At 73.1% G+C, this 17,666-nt stretch carries 16 protein-coding genes and 1 riboswitch; of the genes, 10 read left to right on the top strand and 6 right to left on the bottom strand.

The features are described 5' to 3' along the window. Nucleotides 1-5 precede the first annotated feature (5 nt). A complete protein-coding gene (locus FB453_RS23605; RefSeq protein ID WP_145793427.1) occupies nucleotides 6-2,465 on the top strand; it encodes an FtsK/SpoIIIE family DNA translocase in 2,460 nt (819 codons plus the stop codon). 67 nt (nucleotides 2,466-2,532) lie between these two features. Here FB453_RS23605 and FB453_RS23600 read toward each other — a convergent pair whose 3' ends face one another. Both FB453_RS23600 and sugE read right to left on the bottom strand, forming a co-directional pair. Continuing rightward, the gene (locus tag FB453_RS23600) at nucleotides 2,533-2,778 is read right to left on the bottom strand and encodes a hypothetical protein (RefSeq protein ID WP_112586600.1); all 246 of its coding nucleotides are present in this window, start codon (nucleotides 2,776-2,778) and stop codon (nucleotides 2,533-2,535) included. Between the two features lie 82 nt (nucleotides 2,779-2,860). Beyond that, nucleotides 2,861-3,175, bottom strand: coding sequence for a quaternary ammonium compound efflux SMR transporter SugE (sugE, locus tag FB453_RS23595; protein WP_145793425.1), 315 nt, complete (start codon nucleotides 3,173-3,175; stop codon nucleotides 2,861-2,863). Nucleotides 3,176-3,235: 60 nt separating this feature from the next. Then, nucleotides 3,236-3,307, bottom strand: a riboswitch (guanidine-III (ykkC-III) riboswitch). Nucleotides 3,308-3,398: 91 nt separating this feature from the next. Here sugE and FB453_RS23590 point away from each other — a divergent pair. The 7 genes from FB453_RS23590 (at nucleotide 3,399) to pspM (ending at nucleotide 9,845) form a co-directional block, all read left to right on the top strand. After that, the gene (locus tag FB453_RS23590; protein WP_145793424.1) at nucleotides 3,399-4,322 is read left to right on the top strand and encodes a Rossmann-fold NAD(P)-binding domain-containing protein; all 924 of its coding nucleotides are present in this window, start codon (nucleotides 3,399-3,401) and stop codon (nucleotides 4,320-4,322) included. A gap of 80 nt (nucleotides 4,323-4,402) precedes the next feature. Then, nucleotides 4,403-5,911: a 30S ribosomal protein S12 methylthiotransferase RimO gene (rimO, locus tag FB453_RS23585; protein WP_112586783.1), complete on the top strand. Its 1,509-nt coding sequence runs from the start codon at nucleotides 4,403-4,405 to the stop codon at nucleotides 5,909-5,911. Between the two features lie 77 nt (nucleotides 5,912-5,988). Continuing rightward, nucleotides 5,989-6,579, top strand: coding sequence for a CDP-diacylglycerol--glycerol-3-phosphate 3-phosphatidyltransferase (gene pgsA / locus FB453_RS23580; RefSeq protein ID WP_112586605.1), 591 nt, complete (start codon nucleotides 5,989-5,991; stop codon nucleotides 6,577-6,579). A gap of 224 nt (nucleotides 6,580-6,803) precedes the next feature. Beyond that, a complete protein-coding gene (locus FB453_RS23570; protein ID WP_145793421.1) occupies nucleotides 6,804-7,313 on the top strand; it encodes a CinA family protein in 510 nt (169 codons plus the stop codon). A gap of 218 nt (nucleotides 7,314-7,531) precedes the next feature. After that, nucleotides 7,532-7,966 (top strand): helix-turn-helix domain-containing protein, encoded by a 435-nt coding sequence (locus tag FB453_RS23565; RefSeq protein ID WP_091400451.1) that lies wholly within the window; start codon nucleotides 7,532-7,534, stop codon nucleotides 7,964-7,966. 198 nt (nucleotides 7,967-8,164) lie between these two features. After that, nucleotides 8,165-9,037 (top strand): PspA/IM30 family protein, encoded by an 873-nt coding sequence (locus FB453_RS23560; protein ID WP_112586609.1) that lies wholly within the window; start codon nucleotides 8,165-8,167, stop codon nucleotides 9,035-9,037. 22 nt (nucleotides 9,038-9,059) lie between these two features. Then, nucleotides 9,060-9,845 carry a phage shock envelope stress response protein PspM gene (pspM, locus tag FB453_RS23555; protein WP_145793420.1) on the top strand — a complete coding sequence of 262 codons (786 nt, stop codon included), beginning with the start codon at nucleotides 9,060-9,062 and terminating at the stop codon, nucleotides 9,843-9,845. Between the two features lie 39 nt (nucleotides 9,846-9,884). On the opposite strand, the gene FB453_RS23550 is transcribed toward pspM, so the two are convergent. Continuing rightward, a complete protein-coding gene (locus FB453_RS23550) occupies nucleotides 9,885-13,496 on the bottom strand; it encodes a hypothetical protein (RefSeq protein ID WP_145793418.1) in 3,612 nt (1,203 codons plus the stop codon). Between the two features lie 165 nt (nucleotides 13,497-13,661). Next, nucleotides 13,662-14,471, bottom strand: coding sequence for a DNA-formamidopyrimidine glycosylase family protein (locus FB453_RS23545; RefSeq protein WP_112725315.1), 810 nt, complete (start codon nucleotides 14,469-14,471; stop codon nucleotides 13,662-13,664). A 109-nt stretch (nucleotides 14,472-14,580) separates the two neighbouring features. On the opposite strand from FB453_RS23545, the gene FB453_RS23540 reads away from it, so the two are divergent. Next, nucleotides 14,581-15,843, top strand: a complete 1,263-nt coding sequence (locus tag FB453_RS23540; protein ID WP_145793416.1) for a hypothetical protein — start codon at nucleotides 14,581-14,583, stop codon at nucleotides 15,841-15,843. 33 nt (nucleotides 15,844-15,876) lie between these two features. Here FB453_RS23540 and FB453_RS23535 read toward each other — a convergent pair whose 3' ends face one another. Both FB453_RS23535 and FB453_RS23530 read right to left on the bottom strand, forming a co-directional pair. Further along, nucleotides 15,877-16,098: a CPCC family cysteine-rich protein gene (locus FB453_RS23535; protein WP_091400463.1), complete on the bottom strand. Its 222-nt coding sequence runs from the start codon at nucleotides 16,096-16,098 to the stop codon at nucleotides 15,877-15,879. Between the two features lie 46 nt (nucleotides 16,099-16,144). Continuing rightward, nucleotides 16,145-16,945 (bottom strand): SAM-dependent chlorinase/fluorinase, encoded by an 801-nt coding sequence (locus FB453_RS23530; protein WP_145793414.1) that lies wholly within the window; start codon nucleotides 16,943-16,945, stop codon nucleotides 16,145-16,147. 101 nt (nucleotides 16,946-17,046) lie between these two features. On the opposite strand from FB453_RS23530, the gene FB453_RS23525 reads away from it, so the two are divergent. After that, on the top strand, nucleotides 17,047-17,604 hold the full coding sequence (locus tag FB453_RS23525) for a hypothetical protein (protein ID WP_145793412.1): 558 nt from the start codon (nucleotides 17,047-17,049) through the stop codon (nucleotides 17,602-17,604). Nucleotides 17,605-17,666 lie beyond the last annotated feature (62 nt).

The following is a 17,666-nucleotide window of genomic DNA, read 5'->3' as shown; positions in this document are numbered from 1 at the left end:
ACTCTATGGCGGGCCGTACCTCTCAGGCGAGCCGGCGACGCGGCGCGTCGCCGCGCGGTGGCACCAACAGTCGTGCCCGTCAACCGGCGAAGAAGACCACCCGGGCGCCGGTCCGACGTCGCACCACGCCGCCGCGGCCCGGCCCGGCGGTCTACGTCGGCCGTGCGGTCGGTGCACTGTGGATGGGGCTGGCGCACGGGATGGGCTGGGCGGTGCGCGCCGCCGGCCGGCAGGCCGCCTCGGCCCGCGACCTCGACCCGGAGCACCGCCGTGACGGTGCCGGGCTGCTCATGTTCGGGCTCGCCCTGCTCAGCGCCGTGGCGCTCTGGCTGTCCGGAGCGGGGCCGGTGGGCACGCGGCTGGCCGACACGATCCGGCTCTTCCTGGGCGCGATCTCGGTGGTCGTACCGGTGCTGCTGATGATCGGGGCGTGGCGGCTGATGCGTCAGCCGGCCGATCCGGAGCACCGGGGCCGTGGGTTGATCGGCTGGGGTTCGCTGCTGGTGTCGACCGCCGCGCTGCTCCAGATCGGTCAGGACCCGGCCGACCCGCTGGAGCGTGACTTCGCCGGCGGTCTGGTCGGCGCGGGCGTCGGCGGGCTGCTGGAGCGGGCGGTCACCGCCTGGGTGGCGGTGCCGCTGCTCATCCTGCTGCTGCTCTTCGGCCTGCTCGTGGTGACCGCGACACCGATCAACAAGATCCCGGAGCGGCTGGGCCTGCTCGCCGGTGGGCTGGTCGGCGCACCGGAGGCGGATGAGGAGGCGGACGAGGTGGCCGCCAAGCCGGCGCGCAAGCGACCGGCTAAGCGGATGCCCGCACCACTGGACCCGGACGACTTCGAGGACCTGGACGGCGCGGACCTCCAGGAAACCATGGTGCTGCCGCGCAAGTCTCCGGGGAAGGTGCCGGCGAGCCGCAAACCGCCGGTCGAGCCGCCGGAGCACTCGCCCGCCCCGACCCGGGCCGAACAGCTCGCGTTGACCGGGCTGTCCGGGGACTACACCCTGCCGCCGGCCAACATGCTCAGCGCCGGAGCGGCCGCGAAGACCCGCAGCAAGGCCAACGACGAGGTGATCGCCGCGCTGACCGGCGTCTTCGACCAGTTCGATGTGGACGCCGCCGTCACCGGCTTCACCCGTGGCCCGACCGTCACCCGCTACGAGGTGGAGCTGGGGCACGGCGTCAAGGTCGAGCGGATCACCCAGCTGTCCCGCAACATCGCGTACGCGGTGAAGTCACCGGACGTACGGATCCTCAGTCCGATCCCGGGCAAGAGCGCTGTCGGCGTGGAGATCCCGAACACCGATCCGGAGAACGTGGCCCTCGGCGACGTGCTGCGCTCGCGGGCGGCGACCAGCGATCACCACCCGATGGTGGTGGCGCTCGGCAAGGACATCGAGGGCGGCTACGTGGTGGCCAACCTCGCCAAGATGCCGCACATCCTGATCGCCGGCGCCACCGGCGCGGGCAAGTCGAGCTGTCTCAACACCCTGCTGGTGTCCATCCTCACCCGGGCCACCCCGGACGAGGTGCGCCTGCTTCTGATCGACCCGAAGCGGGTCGAGATGACCGGCTACGAGGGCATTCCCCACCTGGTCACCCCGATCGTGACCAACGCGAAGAAGGCGGCCGACTCGCTGGACTGGGTGGTCCGCGAGATGGACATGCGTTACGACGACCTCGCCGCCAACGGGGTCCGGCACATCGACGACTTCAACCGCAAGGTCCGCAACGGCGAGATCACGGCTCCTCCGGGCAGTGAACGCGAGATGCGTCCGTACCCGTACCTGTTGGTGATCGTGGACGAGCTTGCCGACCTGATGATGGTCGCGCCGCGCGACGTGGAGGACTCGGTCGTCCGGATCACTCAGCTGGCCCGGGCCGCCGGCATTCACCTGGTGCTGGCCACCCAGCGTCCATCGGTCGACGTGGTGACCGGTCTGATCAAGGCGAACGTGCCGTCCCGGCTGGCGTTCGCCACCTCCTCCCTCGCGGACTCCCGGGTCATCCTCGACCAGCCGGGCGCGGAGAAGCTGCTCGGCCGTGGTGACGGGCTCTTCCTGCCGATGGGCGCCTCCAAGCCGGTCCGGATCCAGGGCGCCTGGGTCACCGAGCGCGAGATCGCCGACGTGGTGAAGTTCTGCAAGGACCAGCGTGAGCCGGAGTTCCGCAAGGACGTGCTGGCCCCGGCGCAGGAGAACAAGAAGAAGATCGACGAGGACATCGGCGACGACCTGGACCTGCTGGTGCAGGCGGTGGAGCTGGTGGTCACCTCGCAGTTCGGCTCGACCTCGATGCTGCAACGCAAGCTGCGTGTCGGTTTCGCCAAGGCGGGCCGCCTGATGGACCTGATGGAGACCCGGGGGGTGGTCGGGCCGTCCGAGGGGTCGAAGGCGCGCGACGTGCTGGTCAAGCCGGACGAGCTGGACGAGGTCCTGGCCGGCCTGCGCGGCGACGTGGACTGATCGACAGTCGACCCGGACGCACGACGGGCCCGCCGGAATCCGGCGGGCCCGCGACGTGGGGGAGTGGTCAGTTGTTGATCAGCGCGCCGATGATCACCAAGCTGATGATCGCGGCGACGACGCTGGCCACGGCGGCGTACCAACCCAGCGGCTTGTCACCGAGCACCGCGCCGACGACGCCCGCGATGACGCCGAGCACGCCGAAGATGATCGGGTTGAGCAGCAGGGCCAGGACCGCGAAGACGAAGCCCACGATGGTGAGGATGCGGGCGGCGTTGCTGCGGGGACGGGCGGTGCTCGGCATGTCGGCCATGTCTTCCTCCGGGTGAGAGCCTGTCGTGACGAATCGATCACTACCCACTGTGGGCGCTGGCCACGCCTGCCGACGGCGCGTCTCAGTGGAAGATCTTGAGACCGATCACGCCGGCGACCACCAGCAGGAGGCAGAGGATTCGGGGCACGCTCGCCGACTCGCCGAGCGCCAGCATCCCGACCAGCGCGGTGCCGACCGCGCCGATGCCGACCCAGACCGCGTAGCCGGTGCCGACGGGGATGTCCCGCAGCGCGTACGACAGCCCGGCCATGCTCAACAGCAGGGTCACCACGAACACCACGGACGGGACCAGCCGGCTGAAACCGGCGCTGCGGTCCAGGGCGATCGCCCAGGCCGTCTCCAACAGCCCCGAGATCACCAGTACGAGCCAGGCCATCGTTCACCTCACCGGAAGCGCCCGGGCTGCCGCGCCGGGACGAGTCGAGTCTGCACGTCACGCGGGGCGTCTTGGCCTGACCGGGTACGCCCACCACTCGTCCGGAGCGGCCACGAGCATTCGGCCGCCGGTGCCGACGCTAGCACCGACCCCGGTAGCGGGGCGGTGACCACCACCACGGTCCGTTGACCTCCACCTGACTTCAACTTGCAGTATCGCCACCATGACCATGCTCTACGCCGACCCCGAGGTCGCCGCCGCGCTGGACGCCGTCACCACTGTCGACGCCATGCGCGCCGCCCTCCTGGCCGCGTACGAGGGACGGCTGATCGCGCCGCCCCGAGCCGCCGCACCGTTGAGCGGCGGGCGGATGGTGCTCACCGCCGGGCACCTGGTCGGCGAGTGGTACGGCTTCCGCTCGTACGACACGTTCGGTCATCCGCAGGGCGAGCAGTTGGTGGTGTTGCACGACGCCCGGACCGGGGCGATCCGGGCGGTCGCGGTCGGCGAGGAGTTGGGCTCCCGTCGTACCGGAGGGTTGGGGGGCCTCGCGGTCGACGCGCTGGCCCGTCCCGACGCCGCCGCCCTCGGGGTGATCGGCTCCGGCCGGCAGGCGTGGACCCAGGTCTGGGCCGCCGCCGCGGTCCGCCCGTTGCGCGAGGTGGTGGTGCACAGCCGCTCCGCCGCTCGCCGGGAGGCCTTCGCCGCCCGGGTCCGTGCCGAACTGGGCGTGCCGGCCCGCGCGGTGGCCGACCCGGGCTCGGCCGTCGCCGGGCGGGACCTTGTGGTGCTGGCGACCACCAGCCCGACCCCGGTGCTCTGCGCCGCCGACCTCAGCCCCGGCACGCACGTCAACGCGGTCGGTTTCAAGCAGCGTGACCGCAGCGAGTTCGGTACCGACCTGCTGGACACCGCCGACCTGCTGGTCACCGATTCACCGGCCCAGGCGGCGGACTACCAGCCGCCGATGCTCGCGGCCACACCCCCGTACGCCGGGCGGTTGCGCGACCTGGGCGGCATCCTGGCCGGCGCGGTCCCCGGCCGGACCACCGCGGACCAGATCTCCGTCTTCTGCTCCACCGGCCTGGCCGGCACCGAGGTGTTCCTGCTCGACGCGCTGACCCGGGTTGGCGCCGAGGCGCACTGACCGGAATGACGTTCGCCTCCCTGTTGGCCGTCTCCGCAGCCCGCGTGCGCGGGCTTACCCGGCCGGCCCGGTACCCTCGGATGGTGTCTGCCACCTCTCCTTCTCCCGCTGACCACGCCGAGGGCCGTCGCGTCGCCCTGCTGACCCTGGGCTGTGCCCGCAACGAGGTCGACTCGGAGGAGCTGGCCGCCCGCCTGCACGCCGACGGCTGGCAGGTGACCACCGACGGCGAGGGCGCCGACGTGGTGGTCGTCAACACCTGCGGTTTCGTGGAGAAGGCCAAGCAGGACTCGATCCAGACCCTGCTCGCCGCCGCCGGAACGGGCGCCAAGGTGGTCGCCGCAGGCTGCATGGCCGAGCGGTACGGCCGGGAGTTGGCCGACAGCCTCCCCGAGGCCCAGGCGGTGCTGAGCTTCGACGACTACCCCGACATCGCAGCCCGGCTGAACGCCGTCGTCGCCGGCGAGCAGATCACCGCGCACACCCCACGGGACCGGCGCGAGCTGCTGCCGCTGACCCCGGTGCAGCGCCGCGACAGCGGTGTGTCCCTGCCCGGCCACGGCACGGTGAGCCGCACCGTCGTCGACACCGATGAGCACACCCCGGCACACCTGCGCCAGGTGCTGCGCCGACGGCTCGACACCGGCCCGGTGGCCTCGCTGAAGCTGGCCAGCGGCTGCGACCGCCGCTGCGCGTTCTGCGCCATCCCGGCCTTCCGGGGGGCCTTCGTCTCGCGTACCCCGGACGAGCTGCTCGCCGAGGCGGAGTGGTTGGCCAAGACCGGCGTACGGGAGCTGGTGCTGGTCAGCGAGAACTCCACCTCCTACGGCAAGGACCTGGGTGACCCGCGCGCCCTGGAGAAGCTGCTGCCGCAGCTCGCCGCGGTGACCGGCATCGTCCGGGTGCGGGCCAGCTACCTTCAGCCGGCCGAGACCCGACCCGGGCTGGTCGAGGCGATCGCCAACACCCCGGGCGTGGCCCCGTACTTCGACCTGTCGTTCCAGCACTCCAGCGAGCCGGTGCTGCGCCGGATGCGGCGTTTCGGCTCCACCGACCGGTTCCTGGAGCTGCTGGCGGGTGCCCGCGCCCTGGCCCCGGACGCGGGCGCCCGGAGCAACTTCATCGTCGGTTTCCCCGGCGAGACCCGCGCCGACGTCGACGAGCTGGTCCGGTTCCTGACCGAGGCCCGGCTCGACGCGATCGGCATGTTCGACTACAGCGACGAGGACGGCACCGAGGCCGCCGGCCTGCCCGGCAAGGTCTCCGCCGCGACGATCAAGCGGCGCTACGACCGGCTCAGCGCCCTCGCCGACGAGCTCTGCTCGCAGCGGGCCGAAGACCGGCTCGGCTCGACCGTCGAGGTGCTGGTCGACTCGATCGAGGACGGCGTCGTGGAGGGCCGGGCGGCCCACCAGGCGCCGGAGGTGGACGGTTCAACCACCCTGGTCGCCCCGGCCGAGGGCGGGGTCGACCTGGCCGCGCTGCGCCCGGGTGATCTGGTGCGCGCAACAGTGACCGGCACCGAAGGGGTGGACCTGCTCGCCGTGCCGGATGAGATGATCTCGGCGGCGCCCGGCGCGGCACGGTGACGGCGGGCCCGAGCGGAGCGGGGGACCCAGGTGGTGCGGTGCCGGGAACGCCACGGCGGCCCGAGCGGAGTGCGGCGGTGACCGGGGCGACGGAGTCGACGCCGGGCCGGGTGGTGGCCGTGGTGCCCGTCGTCAACGCGGCCAACGCGTTGACCGCCCTGCGGCTGGTGCTGGTGCCGGTCTTCGCTGCCTCGGTGATCATGTCCGGGATGACCCACTCCGGTTGGCGGATGGCGGCCTGCCTGATCTTCGCGGTGGCCTCGGCGACCGACCTGGTGGACGGCTGGATCGCCCGCCGCTTCGGGCTGGTCACGTCGGTGGGCAAGGTGGCCGACCCGATCGCCGACAAGGCGCTCACCGGCGCGGCGCTGGTGCTGCTCTCCTGGTACGACCAACTGCCCTGGTGGGTGACCGCGCTGATCCTCGTCCGCGAGCTGGGCATCACCGGGCTGCGGTTCTGGGTGATCCGGCACGGCGTGATCGCCGCGAGCCGAGGTGGCAAGGTCAAGACCGCGCTCCAGATCCTCGCCATCGCCTGGTACCTCTGGCCGATGCCGGCCGCGCTCGCCGCCGTCGGCCCCTGGATCATGGCCGCCGCCGTCCTGGTCACGGTGATCACCGGCTTCGACTACATAGCCCAGGCCCTCCGCCTCCGCCGCCCCCGCTAACCCCACCCCGTCCCACCCCCCCTCCGCCCCCCGTTGATCATGAAGTTGTTGCCCTCCGGGGCGGCGTGTCGTGACGCCAACTTCATGATCAACGCGATGGGGTCGGGGGGTTGTGGGCAGTTGGGTTGGGGACTGGTGGGTGGGGAAGGACTGGTTGGGTGTCGGTGGACGGTGACGAGGTGGGTGGTGCTGGGGTGGGCGGTCCTGGGGTTGGTGGTGCTGGGGTGAACGGTGCTGAGGTGGACGGTGCGGAGGTGGGTAGTGCGGCGGCCGCGGTCGTGCACCGGCTGGCCGAGCGGCACGAGACCCTGGCCACTGTCGAATCGCTCACCGGTGGGTCGCTCGCCGCTTCGATCGTGAACATCGCCGGGGTCAGCGGGGTCTACCGGGGTGGTCTCGTGGTCTACGCCACCGAGCTGAAGGCGACCCTGGCCGGCGTACCGGATGACCTCCTGTCCGAGCGGGGGCCGGTGGACCCAGAGGTGGCGGCGGCGCTCGCCGAGGGTGGCCGGCAGCGGTGCGGCGCGGACTGGGGGCTGGCCACCACGGGGGTCGCCGGCCCGGAGCCGCAGGACGGGAAACCCGTGGGCCTGGTCTACGTCGCGGTCGCCGGCCCGAACGGCGGCGAGGTCCGCCAGCTCGACCTGGGCAACGGGCGGGACCACGTCCGGGCGGAGGCGGTGGTCGAGGCGCTGCGGTTGCTCTCCGAGCGGCTCGCCGCCGCAACCTCGTGAAGCCAGGGCCGAAGCGGTCGGAGCCACCCGAGCCGACGCAACACGGGCGGCGGCGCGCCCCGGTGAGCCCGTCCCGACGAACCGACGGGCGGGGCGGGATGTCGCCCGGGCCCGCAACGGGTACGGTTGCGGGAAGGCTCCGACGTTCGGGGTCGGCGCGGTCCGCCGCGACCGGCCGCCCAGCGGCGGGCGCGAGGTATCCCTCAGGGGGAGGTGCGATGATCCTGCTACGCCGGGTGATCGGTGACGCACTGCGAGCGCGCCGGCAAGGCCAGCAGCGCACGCTGCGTGAGGTCTCCACCGCCGCCAACGTCAGCCTCGGCTACCTCTCCGAGATTGAGCGCGGGCACAAGGAGCCGTCGAGCGAGCTGCTCGCCGCGATCTGCGACGCCCTCGGTGCCCGCCTCTCCGAGCTGCTGCGTGAGGTGAGCGACACCGTGGCGCTCGCCGAGCAGATGCCCGGGGTGCTCGTCTCGATGCAGGACGAGCCGGCCGACGCCGCAGCCAAGAGCACCAACCGGGGTGTCCGTCAGGTCACCTCCGACGGCAAGGTCGCTGTCTCGGTCCGCCAGGACTCGCCGCTCAAGGCCACCCTGCGCAGCACCCGGGTCCGCCCGACCGAGCGCGACCGGGACGTGGTCTGCGCGGCCTGAGCCGCCGATCCAGTTGACCATGGGCGGGCTGGCCCCGGCCGCGTAGGGTTGCTCGCAGGAGCTGCCGGTGCTGTCGACCGCCCGGTACGGATGCCTCATTGGCGTTCGGCTGGGACGATGGAGACCGGCCGGTCACGGTCGGACGGTCCAGCCGGCCCGGCCGTGGTGGAGCGACGCTACTGAGGGGATACCGCGGAGATGGCGAACCCGTTCGTCAAGGGTTGGAACTACCTGATGGCGCTCTTCGGTGCGAAGATCGACGAGCACGCCGATCCCAAGGTGCAGATCCAGCAGGCCATCGAGGATGCCCAGCGGCAGCACCAGGCGCTTGTTCAGCAGGCTGCCGCGGTGATCGGCAACCAGCGTCAGCTGGAGATGAAGCTGTCTCGGCAGATGACCGAGGTCGAGCGGTTGCAGGGCAACGCCCGGCAGGCCCTGGTGCTCTCCGACCAGGCCCGCGCCAAGGGCGACGAGGCCGAGGCGGTGCGCTTCGAGCAGTCCGCGCAGACGCTGGCCAGCCAGCTCGTCTCCGCCGAGCAGGCCACCGAGGACCTGAAGACCCTGCACGACCAGGCGCTGGGCGCCGCCGCCCAGGCCCGCCGAGCGGTCGAGAACAACTCGATGATCCTCCAGCAGAAGCTCGCCGAGCGCACCAAGCTGCTCAGCCAGCTGGAGCAGGCCAAGATGCAGGAGACGGTGGCCCGCTCGCTGGAGTCGATGTCGTCGCTGACCGCGCCCACAAACACCCCGTCGCTGGACGAGGTGCGCGACCGCATCGAGCGGCGGTACGCCAACGCGATGGGTCGCGCCGAACTGGCCGGCAACTCCGTCGAGGGCCGTATGTTGGAAATTCAGAAGGCCACAATCGACTCGGCCGGCTCCGCCCGGCTGGAGCAGATCCGGTCCAGCATGGCGGGGGAGCAGCTCGGCGGCGCGGCCCAGCGACCGGCCGTGCCGCAGGCCGAGAAGACCGGCCCGGCCAACGACCCGACGGCCGCCGCCCGGCTGGACGAGCTGCGCGCCAGCATGGCTCGCGAGCGGGGCACCGGCGACCCGACCGCCGCCGGCTGAACGACCGGATCGAGGGGGCGCTGTGGCAGACGAGCGGACACGGTACTTCCGGAGGCTGGGTCGGCTTCGCCGGTCGGCCCGACGGTGGAGCGTGCTGGCCGGTGGGCTCGGCGGCGCGGCGGTGGTGCTGACTCCGTACGCCGGCCTTGGTCTGCCCGACGCGGCCTGGGCCGGCGCCGCGGGCAGCGCTGTGGCGCTCGCCGCCTGGCGGTGGATCGACGTGCGCGCCCTGACCGCCCAGCCGGCGCCCCCCGCGCTCGACCCGGCCGAGGCGGCGGCCCGGTCGCGGGCCCGATTGATCGCCGCCGTCGAGCGGCTGCCGGTCGGCCCGGGTGTGCTGGCCGAGGTGCGCCGGGTCCGCTCCCGGATCGCGCTGCGCGGCACCAGCGCCGGAGAGCAGTGGGCCCGACTGGACCGGGCGGCACTCACCCTGGCCGGGATGGCCCCCCGGCTCACCGGGCTGGCCGAGCCGGCGGTGCAGGAGGCCGCCGCCGCCGACCGCTCGCTGCGCGACCTGGCCGCGCGGGTGGCCAGCGTCGAACGCGCGCTGCGGCTGGCCCCGGCCGACGCCCGGCCCCCGCTGGCCGAGGCACACGCCGCGCTGAACGCTCAACTGGAGGGCGGGGTGGCGGCGTACGAACGGCTGGTTGTCGCCGCCGCCGGCTACCTGGCCGAGGACTCCCGACCGGAGACCGCCCACCCGGCCGCCGACCGGCTCACCGAGGCGACCGACCTGCTGCACGGGGTCGCCGGGGCGCTTGCCGAGCTGCGGGCCGTCGGCACCCCGCTGCGCGCGCCGACGCGCTGACGGCGCACGCCCCGCGACGGCCTGTGGACCCCGGGCCGGTCACGGTGGTGTCGTCACCAGGACCGGCCCGGTGTACGGCGAGGTGCCAACGACGTTGAACGACCGGATCCGGTAGTGGTACGTGACGTCCCGTTCCAGCCCCGTGTTGGTGAAGCCGCGGCCGGTCACCGTGAAGGTGGCCGTCTCCTGCTCGAAGGCCGGGTCGAGTGCCCGCTGCACGATGAACCCGGACCCCGGGCCGCCGGGTGTGCTCGCCTCCCAGGCCAGGATCACCGTCGCGGTGTCCGGCCCCGGTGCGCTGGCGGTGGCGCTCACCCCGCTGGGTGCTCCCGGCGCGGGTGGCGAGGTCACCGTGGCGACCGTCGACCACGCCGAGGCGGAGCCCAGGTAGGTGGTCCGCACCCGGTAGTAGTACGTGGTGTCAGGTGCCACTGTCGCGTCCAGGTGGTTGTCGCCGACCCCGATCGCCGTGGTGCCCGGGCCGCTGGTGAACGTCGGGTTGGTGGCCCGCTGCACGTCGATGCCGGTGGCGAACGAGCGGTTCGTCCAGCGCAGCGCCACGCGCAGCGGCGCGGCCGGCGGGAGCGTCGCGACCAGGCCGCTCGGCGCGGCCAGGTGCACCGAGGCGGGTACCCCGTTCGACCAGGACGAGTAGCTGACCGAGTTCTCCGCCCGGATCCGGTAGTGGTAGGTCACCCCCGGGGTGACTGTCGCGTCGGTGTAGCGGGTGGCGGCGGCCGCGACGGTGATCGTGGTGACCTCGCCGCCGAAGGTCGCGTCGGTGGCCCGTTGCAGCAGGTGGCTGGTGGCGGGCGGTCGCCCGCCGTTGCTGGTCCAGGCCAGCGCGATCGCGGGTAGCGCGGTGGCCGAGCCGGACACCGGTGTGGCGGTCAGCCCGGTCGGCGCCTTCGGCGCCACCCGCAGCACCAGCGGCCGGCTCATCCCGCCGTCGCGGTGGCCGGCGCGCTGACTGTGCCAGCGGTACTCCCAACCCAGGTTGACCAGTTGGTTGACCACAGTGGCCGGTCGCCCGTCGATCGGGCTGACCGGCGTCGACCCGGTCCGCGCTCCGGCCGGGCGACCGGGGTCGAGCAGCCGGACGCTGTCTCCCAGCTTGAACGGCAGCGCCGGCGCGACCGGGCGCAGCGCCACCACCACGTCCTCCCGGGGGTTGACCCGGATGACTCCCTTCCAGCCCAGCTCCGTGCCGTGCGGGAGTCGCAGCGTGCCGTCCCAGCCAACCCGGTTGATCACCTGCACGTCGCAGCCGGCGACGTGCAACGGCTCGGTCTGCCGGACGTTGCCGCTGATCCGCCAGAGCTGCGTGCCGTCGGTGGGAGCGCCCACCGGCACGGCGGGGTCGGTGGCGAAGAGCACCTCGGTGACCGGATCTGTCGCACCGAGCGGCAGCGTCGTCGGGTTGAGTGGCCCGGCGTGTGGGTGCCCGACGCCGAGCCGGCCCACCGACCGGCCGTGGTCCGGTTCGAAGATCTGCTGTGCGGCCTTGACCGCGATCGGCACTGTCACCGGGCCGGTGCCGGCCGTCGGCGTGAACGTCACAGTGGTGGCGTGCACCGGCACCGTCGTCTGCGCCGGGGTCCGGGTGCCGAACGCCGGGTCGTACGCCGGCTGCGGGACGATCGGCGGGCGCTGGCTGGCCGCGTACGCCAGGGGCAGCCGATCGCGCAGCCGGCTCAGGTCGTACGGCGACTCGGGTGTCCCGGTGACCCGGAACTGGAGCACGGTGCGGGTGTTCGGGCCGTACCCCGGTTCGGTCGGGGGTGGACCGCCCTCGGCGCTGCGGTCCGGGGCGTCGGTGTGCTGGTCGTAGCGAGTGTCGAAGCCGGGCAGCGGGGCCGGAGCGTCGTTGTACAGGATCAGCGTGCTGCCCGGCGGCACGGCGGAGAAGTCGACGAGCACGTCGGCCCGTTCGCCTGGGGCGAGCAGCAGCGTGTGTCCGTCGACGTTCAGCACTGTCGGGTCGAGCCGGTCGTAGCGGTAGCCGATCGGTTGGTTCGGCAGCACCACAGGCGCCGGCAGGAGGCCGGCCTCGTTGCCGATCTGGATGAACTCCGGGCCGGCGGCGCGCGGGTCCGGCACACCGCCGTCGCGTCCGTCGGTCGGCCACCCCGCCGGACGGTCCGCCGCCCGCGCGGCGGGCACCATCGGCACCTCACCGGCGTCCGGGTCGGCGAGCGCCCCGTCGGCCGTCCACATCGCCGCGTCGGAGCAGGCCCGGTAGAGCTGGAGGTTGAGGCTGCGGTCCAGGCAGGCGTTGAGGATCCGGAACCGGTACGTGCGCGGCCGCACCTCCAGGTACGGGTAGGCGACGCCGTTGACGATCGGGGTGTCGCCGTACGCCTCGGGAACGGCCGACGGGTGCGGTACGCCGGGGCTCATCGGCGGCTCGTCCGGCGCGCCGACCGGGTCGTGGTACGGGTTCGGCACCCAGCCGTCAGTGCGGGCGTCGTCCGAGGCGGAGTTGCGGGACCAGGGTCCGTAGTCCCACCGGCCGGTGGGGTTGCGTCCGCCGGAGGAGTACGGGTTCTGCCGGGGTTGGTAGACGTGCGGGTGCCAGAGGCTGCCCCGGGCGCCCCAGCGTTCCCGGTCCCAGGTCGGGTCCTCGGCGGCGAGTTGGGTGTCGTCCGGAACGAACGTCTTGTCCTCGATCACCAACGGCACCTGGTCGGCCGGCAGCACCGCGTCGGCGACGAGCTGGTCCTCGGCCGGGTCGGTGAGCAGGTAGAGCGCGAGCTGTCCGCTGTAGACGGTGAGCCGGGCAAGGCCGAGGGTGTTGTCGTGGAACCACAGCAGTCGGCCGCTCTGCTCGTTCGGGAAGTAGAGCGTGGTGGCGCCGGCTCCGGGCGCCGGCATGTCCGGCACGTGGGCCAGGCCGGGCCCGGTCGGGTACGGGGTGATCTCCCCGGCCGGGGTGATCCACTGCCCCGGGTTGCCCGCGCTGGTCCAGCCGGTCTGCGCCCCGGCCAGGTGCAGCACGGCCCGGTTCTGCGGGTACGGCGCCGGTCCGTCCAGTGGGCCCAGGCCGGCCCCCTCGATGGTGTCGTCGACCGGCAGGAACAGCTCGCCGGACCGACCGGTGGGGAGCTGGTTGATGAACTTCACCCGGACCGGTCGACCCCGACGGGCGCGGATCATCGGCCCGAGGTGCCACGGTCGCTCCGGAGGCGCCACCGTGTTGTGTCCGGCCGGGTCGGTGCCCAGGTTGAGTTGCCGGTAGCCGCGCAGCCGGGTGACCGGCAGGTCCCGGTGCAGCCGCTGGGCGTACTCCTGTAGGCCGATCTCGTAGTAGTCGCAGCCCGGATAGCTGATGGCGTCCGGAACCGCCACCGGCAGGTGGCTGCCGAGGTCGCCGCTGCCCGGCTGGCCCGGCAGGGGCAGTGGGTCGACGAACTTGCGCAGTCCGGTCCCGGCCACGACCTGCCCGTCGGGGTCCCGCGTCGGGCGGGGGCTGTGGGCGAAGTTCGGCAGCGGGCCGAAGTAGCGGGGCACGACGGCCGGGTCCAGGCTCGGCGTGACAACGGCCTCCTCGGCGGTACGCGGGGCCGGCACGGACGCCGCCCGGCCGTCGGCGTCGGTGTCGCGGGTGGTCCGCTCGAAGAAGGTGGAGCGGAGTCTGCGGAACATCGCCATGACTCTCCCCGGTTCGGGGCGCGAGGTCCGCCACCCCGGCGTGGGGGACCTCGGCACTCTGCTGACGGTCGGTGAGCGCTCAACCGCAGCATGCGACTCCGGCGGCCGGTTAGGAATTACCCAATCGTCCGTTTCTGCCATGGATCCCGTCAGGCGAGAGCCTGGTCAGCCGGATGACGACGGACCCGGACGCTCGGGCTGGCAGACCGGGCACCAGTAGGTGACCCGTTCGCCCAGTTCCTCCTTGCGGATCGCGGTGCCGCAGCGGCGGCAGGGCTGGGCGCGGCGGCCGTACACGTAGCTGGTCTGCCCCCGGTGCAGTGAGCCGGTGCTGCTCTGCGTCCACCGGCCCCGGTTGGCGGCGAGCAGCCGCTGTGCGAGGGCCACCAGGCCCGGCAGGTCGGGCACTCCGCCGACCGGGGTCCACGGTGACACGCCCCGCAGGAACAGCACCTCGCACTTGTAGAGGTTGCCCACGCCGGCCAGGTTGCGCTGGTCGAGCAGCGCCTCGCCGATGGTCTGCTCCGGGTGGTCGGCGAGCCGACGGACCGCCTCGGCCGGGTCCCAGTCGGAGCCGAGCAGGTCGGGGCCGAGGTGGCCGACCAACTGGTCCTCCTCGGCGGTCGGCACCAGGGTCAGGTCGTGCAGGTGGTAGCCGACCGCGACAGCGCCGGGGCTGCGCAGCACGGCCCGGATCAGGTGCGCGGGCCGGCCGCTCCAGCGTTCCCCCGGGGCGTACGCCCGCCAGGCGCCGTCCATCCGCAGGTGGGAGTGCAGGGTCCAGTGCTCCTCGGTCGGGGCGTTGAGCCGCAGCAGCAGGTGCTTGCCCCGGCTGGCCGATTCGCGGACGGTCCAGTCGGTGAGGTCCGTGGTCGCCAGCTGCGGCACCCGGAAGTCACTGCCGGTGATCCGCGCGCCGGCCAGCGCGCGGTGCAGCACGCGCGCGGTGTTCCAGACGGTGTCGCCTTCGGGCACCCTGCCATCCTCCCTCTTTCGAGCAAGATTCGCATGTGTCGCCATTTGTACTCAGGTTCCTCATGATCTCCCGACATGCGAGGGTCAGGGAGTTCTGAGGAGAATGCCCATGACGCGACCGCGTTGTCGTATCCCATCCGTCGCCCTCATCGCCACCCTCGCCCTCCTACTCACCGCAGCGCTCCTACCGGCCACCGGCACTGCCCCGGTCGCACCCGGCGGCGCTCCGATCACCCTCGTCGCCGCCGCACCCGGCGACGAACGGTGGAGCGCCGACCTCACCATCGTCGACCGCGATGATGTCAACGTCCGTCGTACCGCCGCCGGCCTCCGCCTGCGGGAGGCCCGGCCCACCGGACGCGGCGCCCGCAGCCCGCACAGCGCGGTCGCCGAGGGGATGTTGCTGACCGCTCCCCGCACCCTCACCCGGCCGGCCACCCGGGTCCGCGCCGAGATCAACGCCGCGGTTCCGGCCGGGGCGACAGTGGAGGCGCAGGTCCGCGGCTGGCGGGCCGCCGGCTGGACGGAGTGGCGGGCGGCCAGCACCGGCGCGGTCTTCGACCGGCCGGTCACCAGGGTGCAGACCCGGGTGGTGCTCACCGCCCCCGATGGCGGCGCCACGGCGACGGTACGGGGCGTGCAGCTCACCGCCGACGCGAACGCCGCCGTCTCCGCCGCCACGCCAGGCCGCACCTACCGGGTGTACGCCACCCGCATCGGGCTCGTCGGTGAGGTGACCGCCAACGGCCGTACCGTGCAACCCCGGGACCACTTCGCGGCGCTGCCGTCGCGGCGAGGGCTCTCCCCGCTCAACACCGGCGACTACACCGTGCGGGTCTGCACCACCAGCGGCTCCCGCTGCGAGTACGCCCCGGTCTGGGACGTCGGGCCGTGGAACACCCGCGACGACTACTGGAACCCGTCATCGGTCCGGGAGAACTGGAAGAACCTCCCGCAGGGCCGGCCCGAGGCGCAGGCCGCGTACCAGTCCGGCTACAACGGCGGACGGGACCAGTTCGGGCGGACCGTGCTCAACCCGGCCGGCATCGACCTGGCCGACGGCACGTTCTGGGACGGGTTGCGGCTGACCACCAACGCCTGGGTGGACGTCGCCTACCTGTGGACCGGAGGCGGGCCGCGCGGCGTGGTCGGTGACGGGCCGCTCAACATCCGCACCGGGGCCAGCACGTCGTACGCGACGCGGGGCCTCGCCGCCCGCCTGGCCCACGTGCCGATCCAGTGCTACGTCACCGGTCAGTCGGTCGCCGGCCCCTTCCGGACCACCACCCGCTGGAACCGTCTGGCCAGTGGCCAGTACGTCAGCCACGCGTACATCTCCAGCGTGTACGGCGGCAGCGTGCCGGTCTGCTGAGCCACGCTCACCCCGTCGGGCGCCCCGTCGACGTCAGGGGCGCTCGTCGGGGCGAGCCGTGCGCACCATGTCCTGGTAGCGCGGGTGGCTGGCACCGTAGACGGCGTAGTTGAGACGGGCGTGTGTGAGGCTCAGGTCGCCGTTGGGGCCACCGCGGACGGCGTCGGCGTCGGCGTCGGTCTGGCCGTCGTCGGTCCAGAAACAGACGGGGCACGTCCCCCCGCCGGTTCGGGATGCACAGCAGGGACAGCCCACAGGAACCACATGCTCACCCACCGGAGAAGCATTCCACAGTCGAACATCAGCCCGATACCCGCAGGAGGTCCCCCGGGGAGGCCGCGAGGAGGTCCGCGGCCCGCCCGCCGTTGACCGCGACCGCTACCAGACCGGCCGAATCGACGTACGCCACCAGGCCCCCGGCCGGGGCGTCGCCGAAGGTCCGCCCGTGCACCGCCACAAGGGCCGGAACCGGCCCCGGCCGGCCCACCCGGAGCGTGGCCGGCAGCGGATTGAGCAGCTCGGCCGGCGCGGCCAGTTGGACGTTGCCGAAGTGGTCCACGGTCAGCACCTCGGCGGTGAAGCCCTCGGCGTCCCGGGTCACCGTCGGCGTCGGAAGTCGCACCAGCCCGGCCGCGTCGACCGGTGGGCCCGCCTCGGACAGCGGCGCGCCGAGCGCCAGCCGGGCCGCCACCGGCGCGAAGACGTCGCGGCCGTGGAACGTGTCGGACACCCGGGAGGCCAGCCAGCTCGACCCGGTCAGCTCGACCGCGTCGGTCACCCCACCGAGCGCGGTGGCCGCGTCCAGCAGCAACCCGTTGTCCGGGCCGACCAGCAACCCGCCCGGGGTGGCCAGCGCGACCCCCCGTCGGGCGGTGCCCACGCCCGGATCGACCACCGCCACGTGCACTCCCACCGGCAGGTACGGCACTGTCTGCGCCAGCACGGCGGCACCGCGCCGTACATCCGCCGGCGGCACCAGATGGGTCACGTCGATCACCCGGGCGGCCGGCGCGATCCGGGCGAGGACCCCGTGGCAGGCGGCCACGAAGCCGTCGGTGAGGCCGTAGTCGGTGGTCAGCGAGATCCAGGGCACGGCGGACATGCCGGCAGGCTAGTAGAACCGCGGCGTGCTGGCGGATACGGGACAGCGCAGTGGCCGACCGGCCCCTCCCGTCGCCGGAGGACGTTGGGCAGACTGCCCTGGTGACAACTCGGAACCTCACCGCAGTCGGAATCCTGCTGGTCGCCGTCGCCCTCAGCGCCGGTTGTGGCAGTGACGACGACGGCAGCCCGACCGCCTCGCCGTCCGTCTCGTCCGAGGCGGCCCCGACCGGCCTGCCGACGCCCCAAGCCGCACCCGATGCCGACGGCGCGACCCCGCCCTCCGCCGCCGCACAGGGCACGACGCAGCGACGGCCGGCCAGCCCGCCCCCGGTGGTGCTGCCCAAGCGTCCGGCCAGCGCGCCCGGCGCGAAGCAGGTCGTCGACGCTTTCCGGGCTGCTGGCCTGAAGGTGCCGCGCCCGAAGGACCGCTCGGTCGACTGTGGGCCGGACGGCCTCGGCCTGGGCTGTTCCGAGCTGATGGCCACCGACGCCGTCACCGTCTACGTGTTCCCGGACGAGACCAGCGCCAGCGACATCGCGGAGACCTGGGGTGGTCAGTCGTACCGGCGTGGCGCGGTGGTGCTGAACTACCTGGAGGCGAAGACCCCTGCCGCCGACCGGCCCCGCTACGAGAAGGTCCTCAACGGCCTGGGCTGAGGACCGGTCCCTGGCACCGCCACCGAGGCTGCTCCGCAGCGGTGACTTCGTTCAGCGGAGCA

Source organism: Micromonospora sp. CNZ322, from assembly GCF_007827755.1.
The sequence above is the reverse complement of the archived record's forward strand: the minus strand, read 5'-3'. Positions and strand labels throughout refer to the sequence as shown.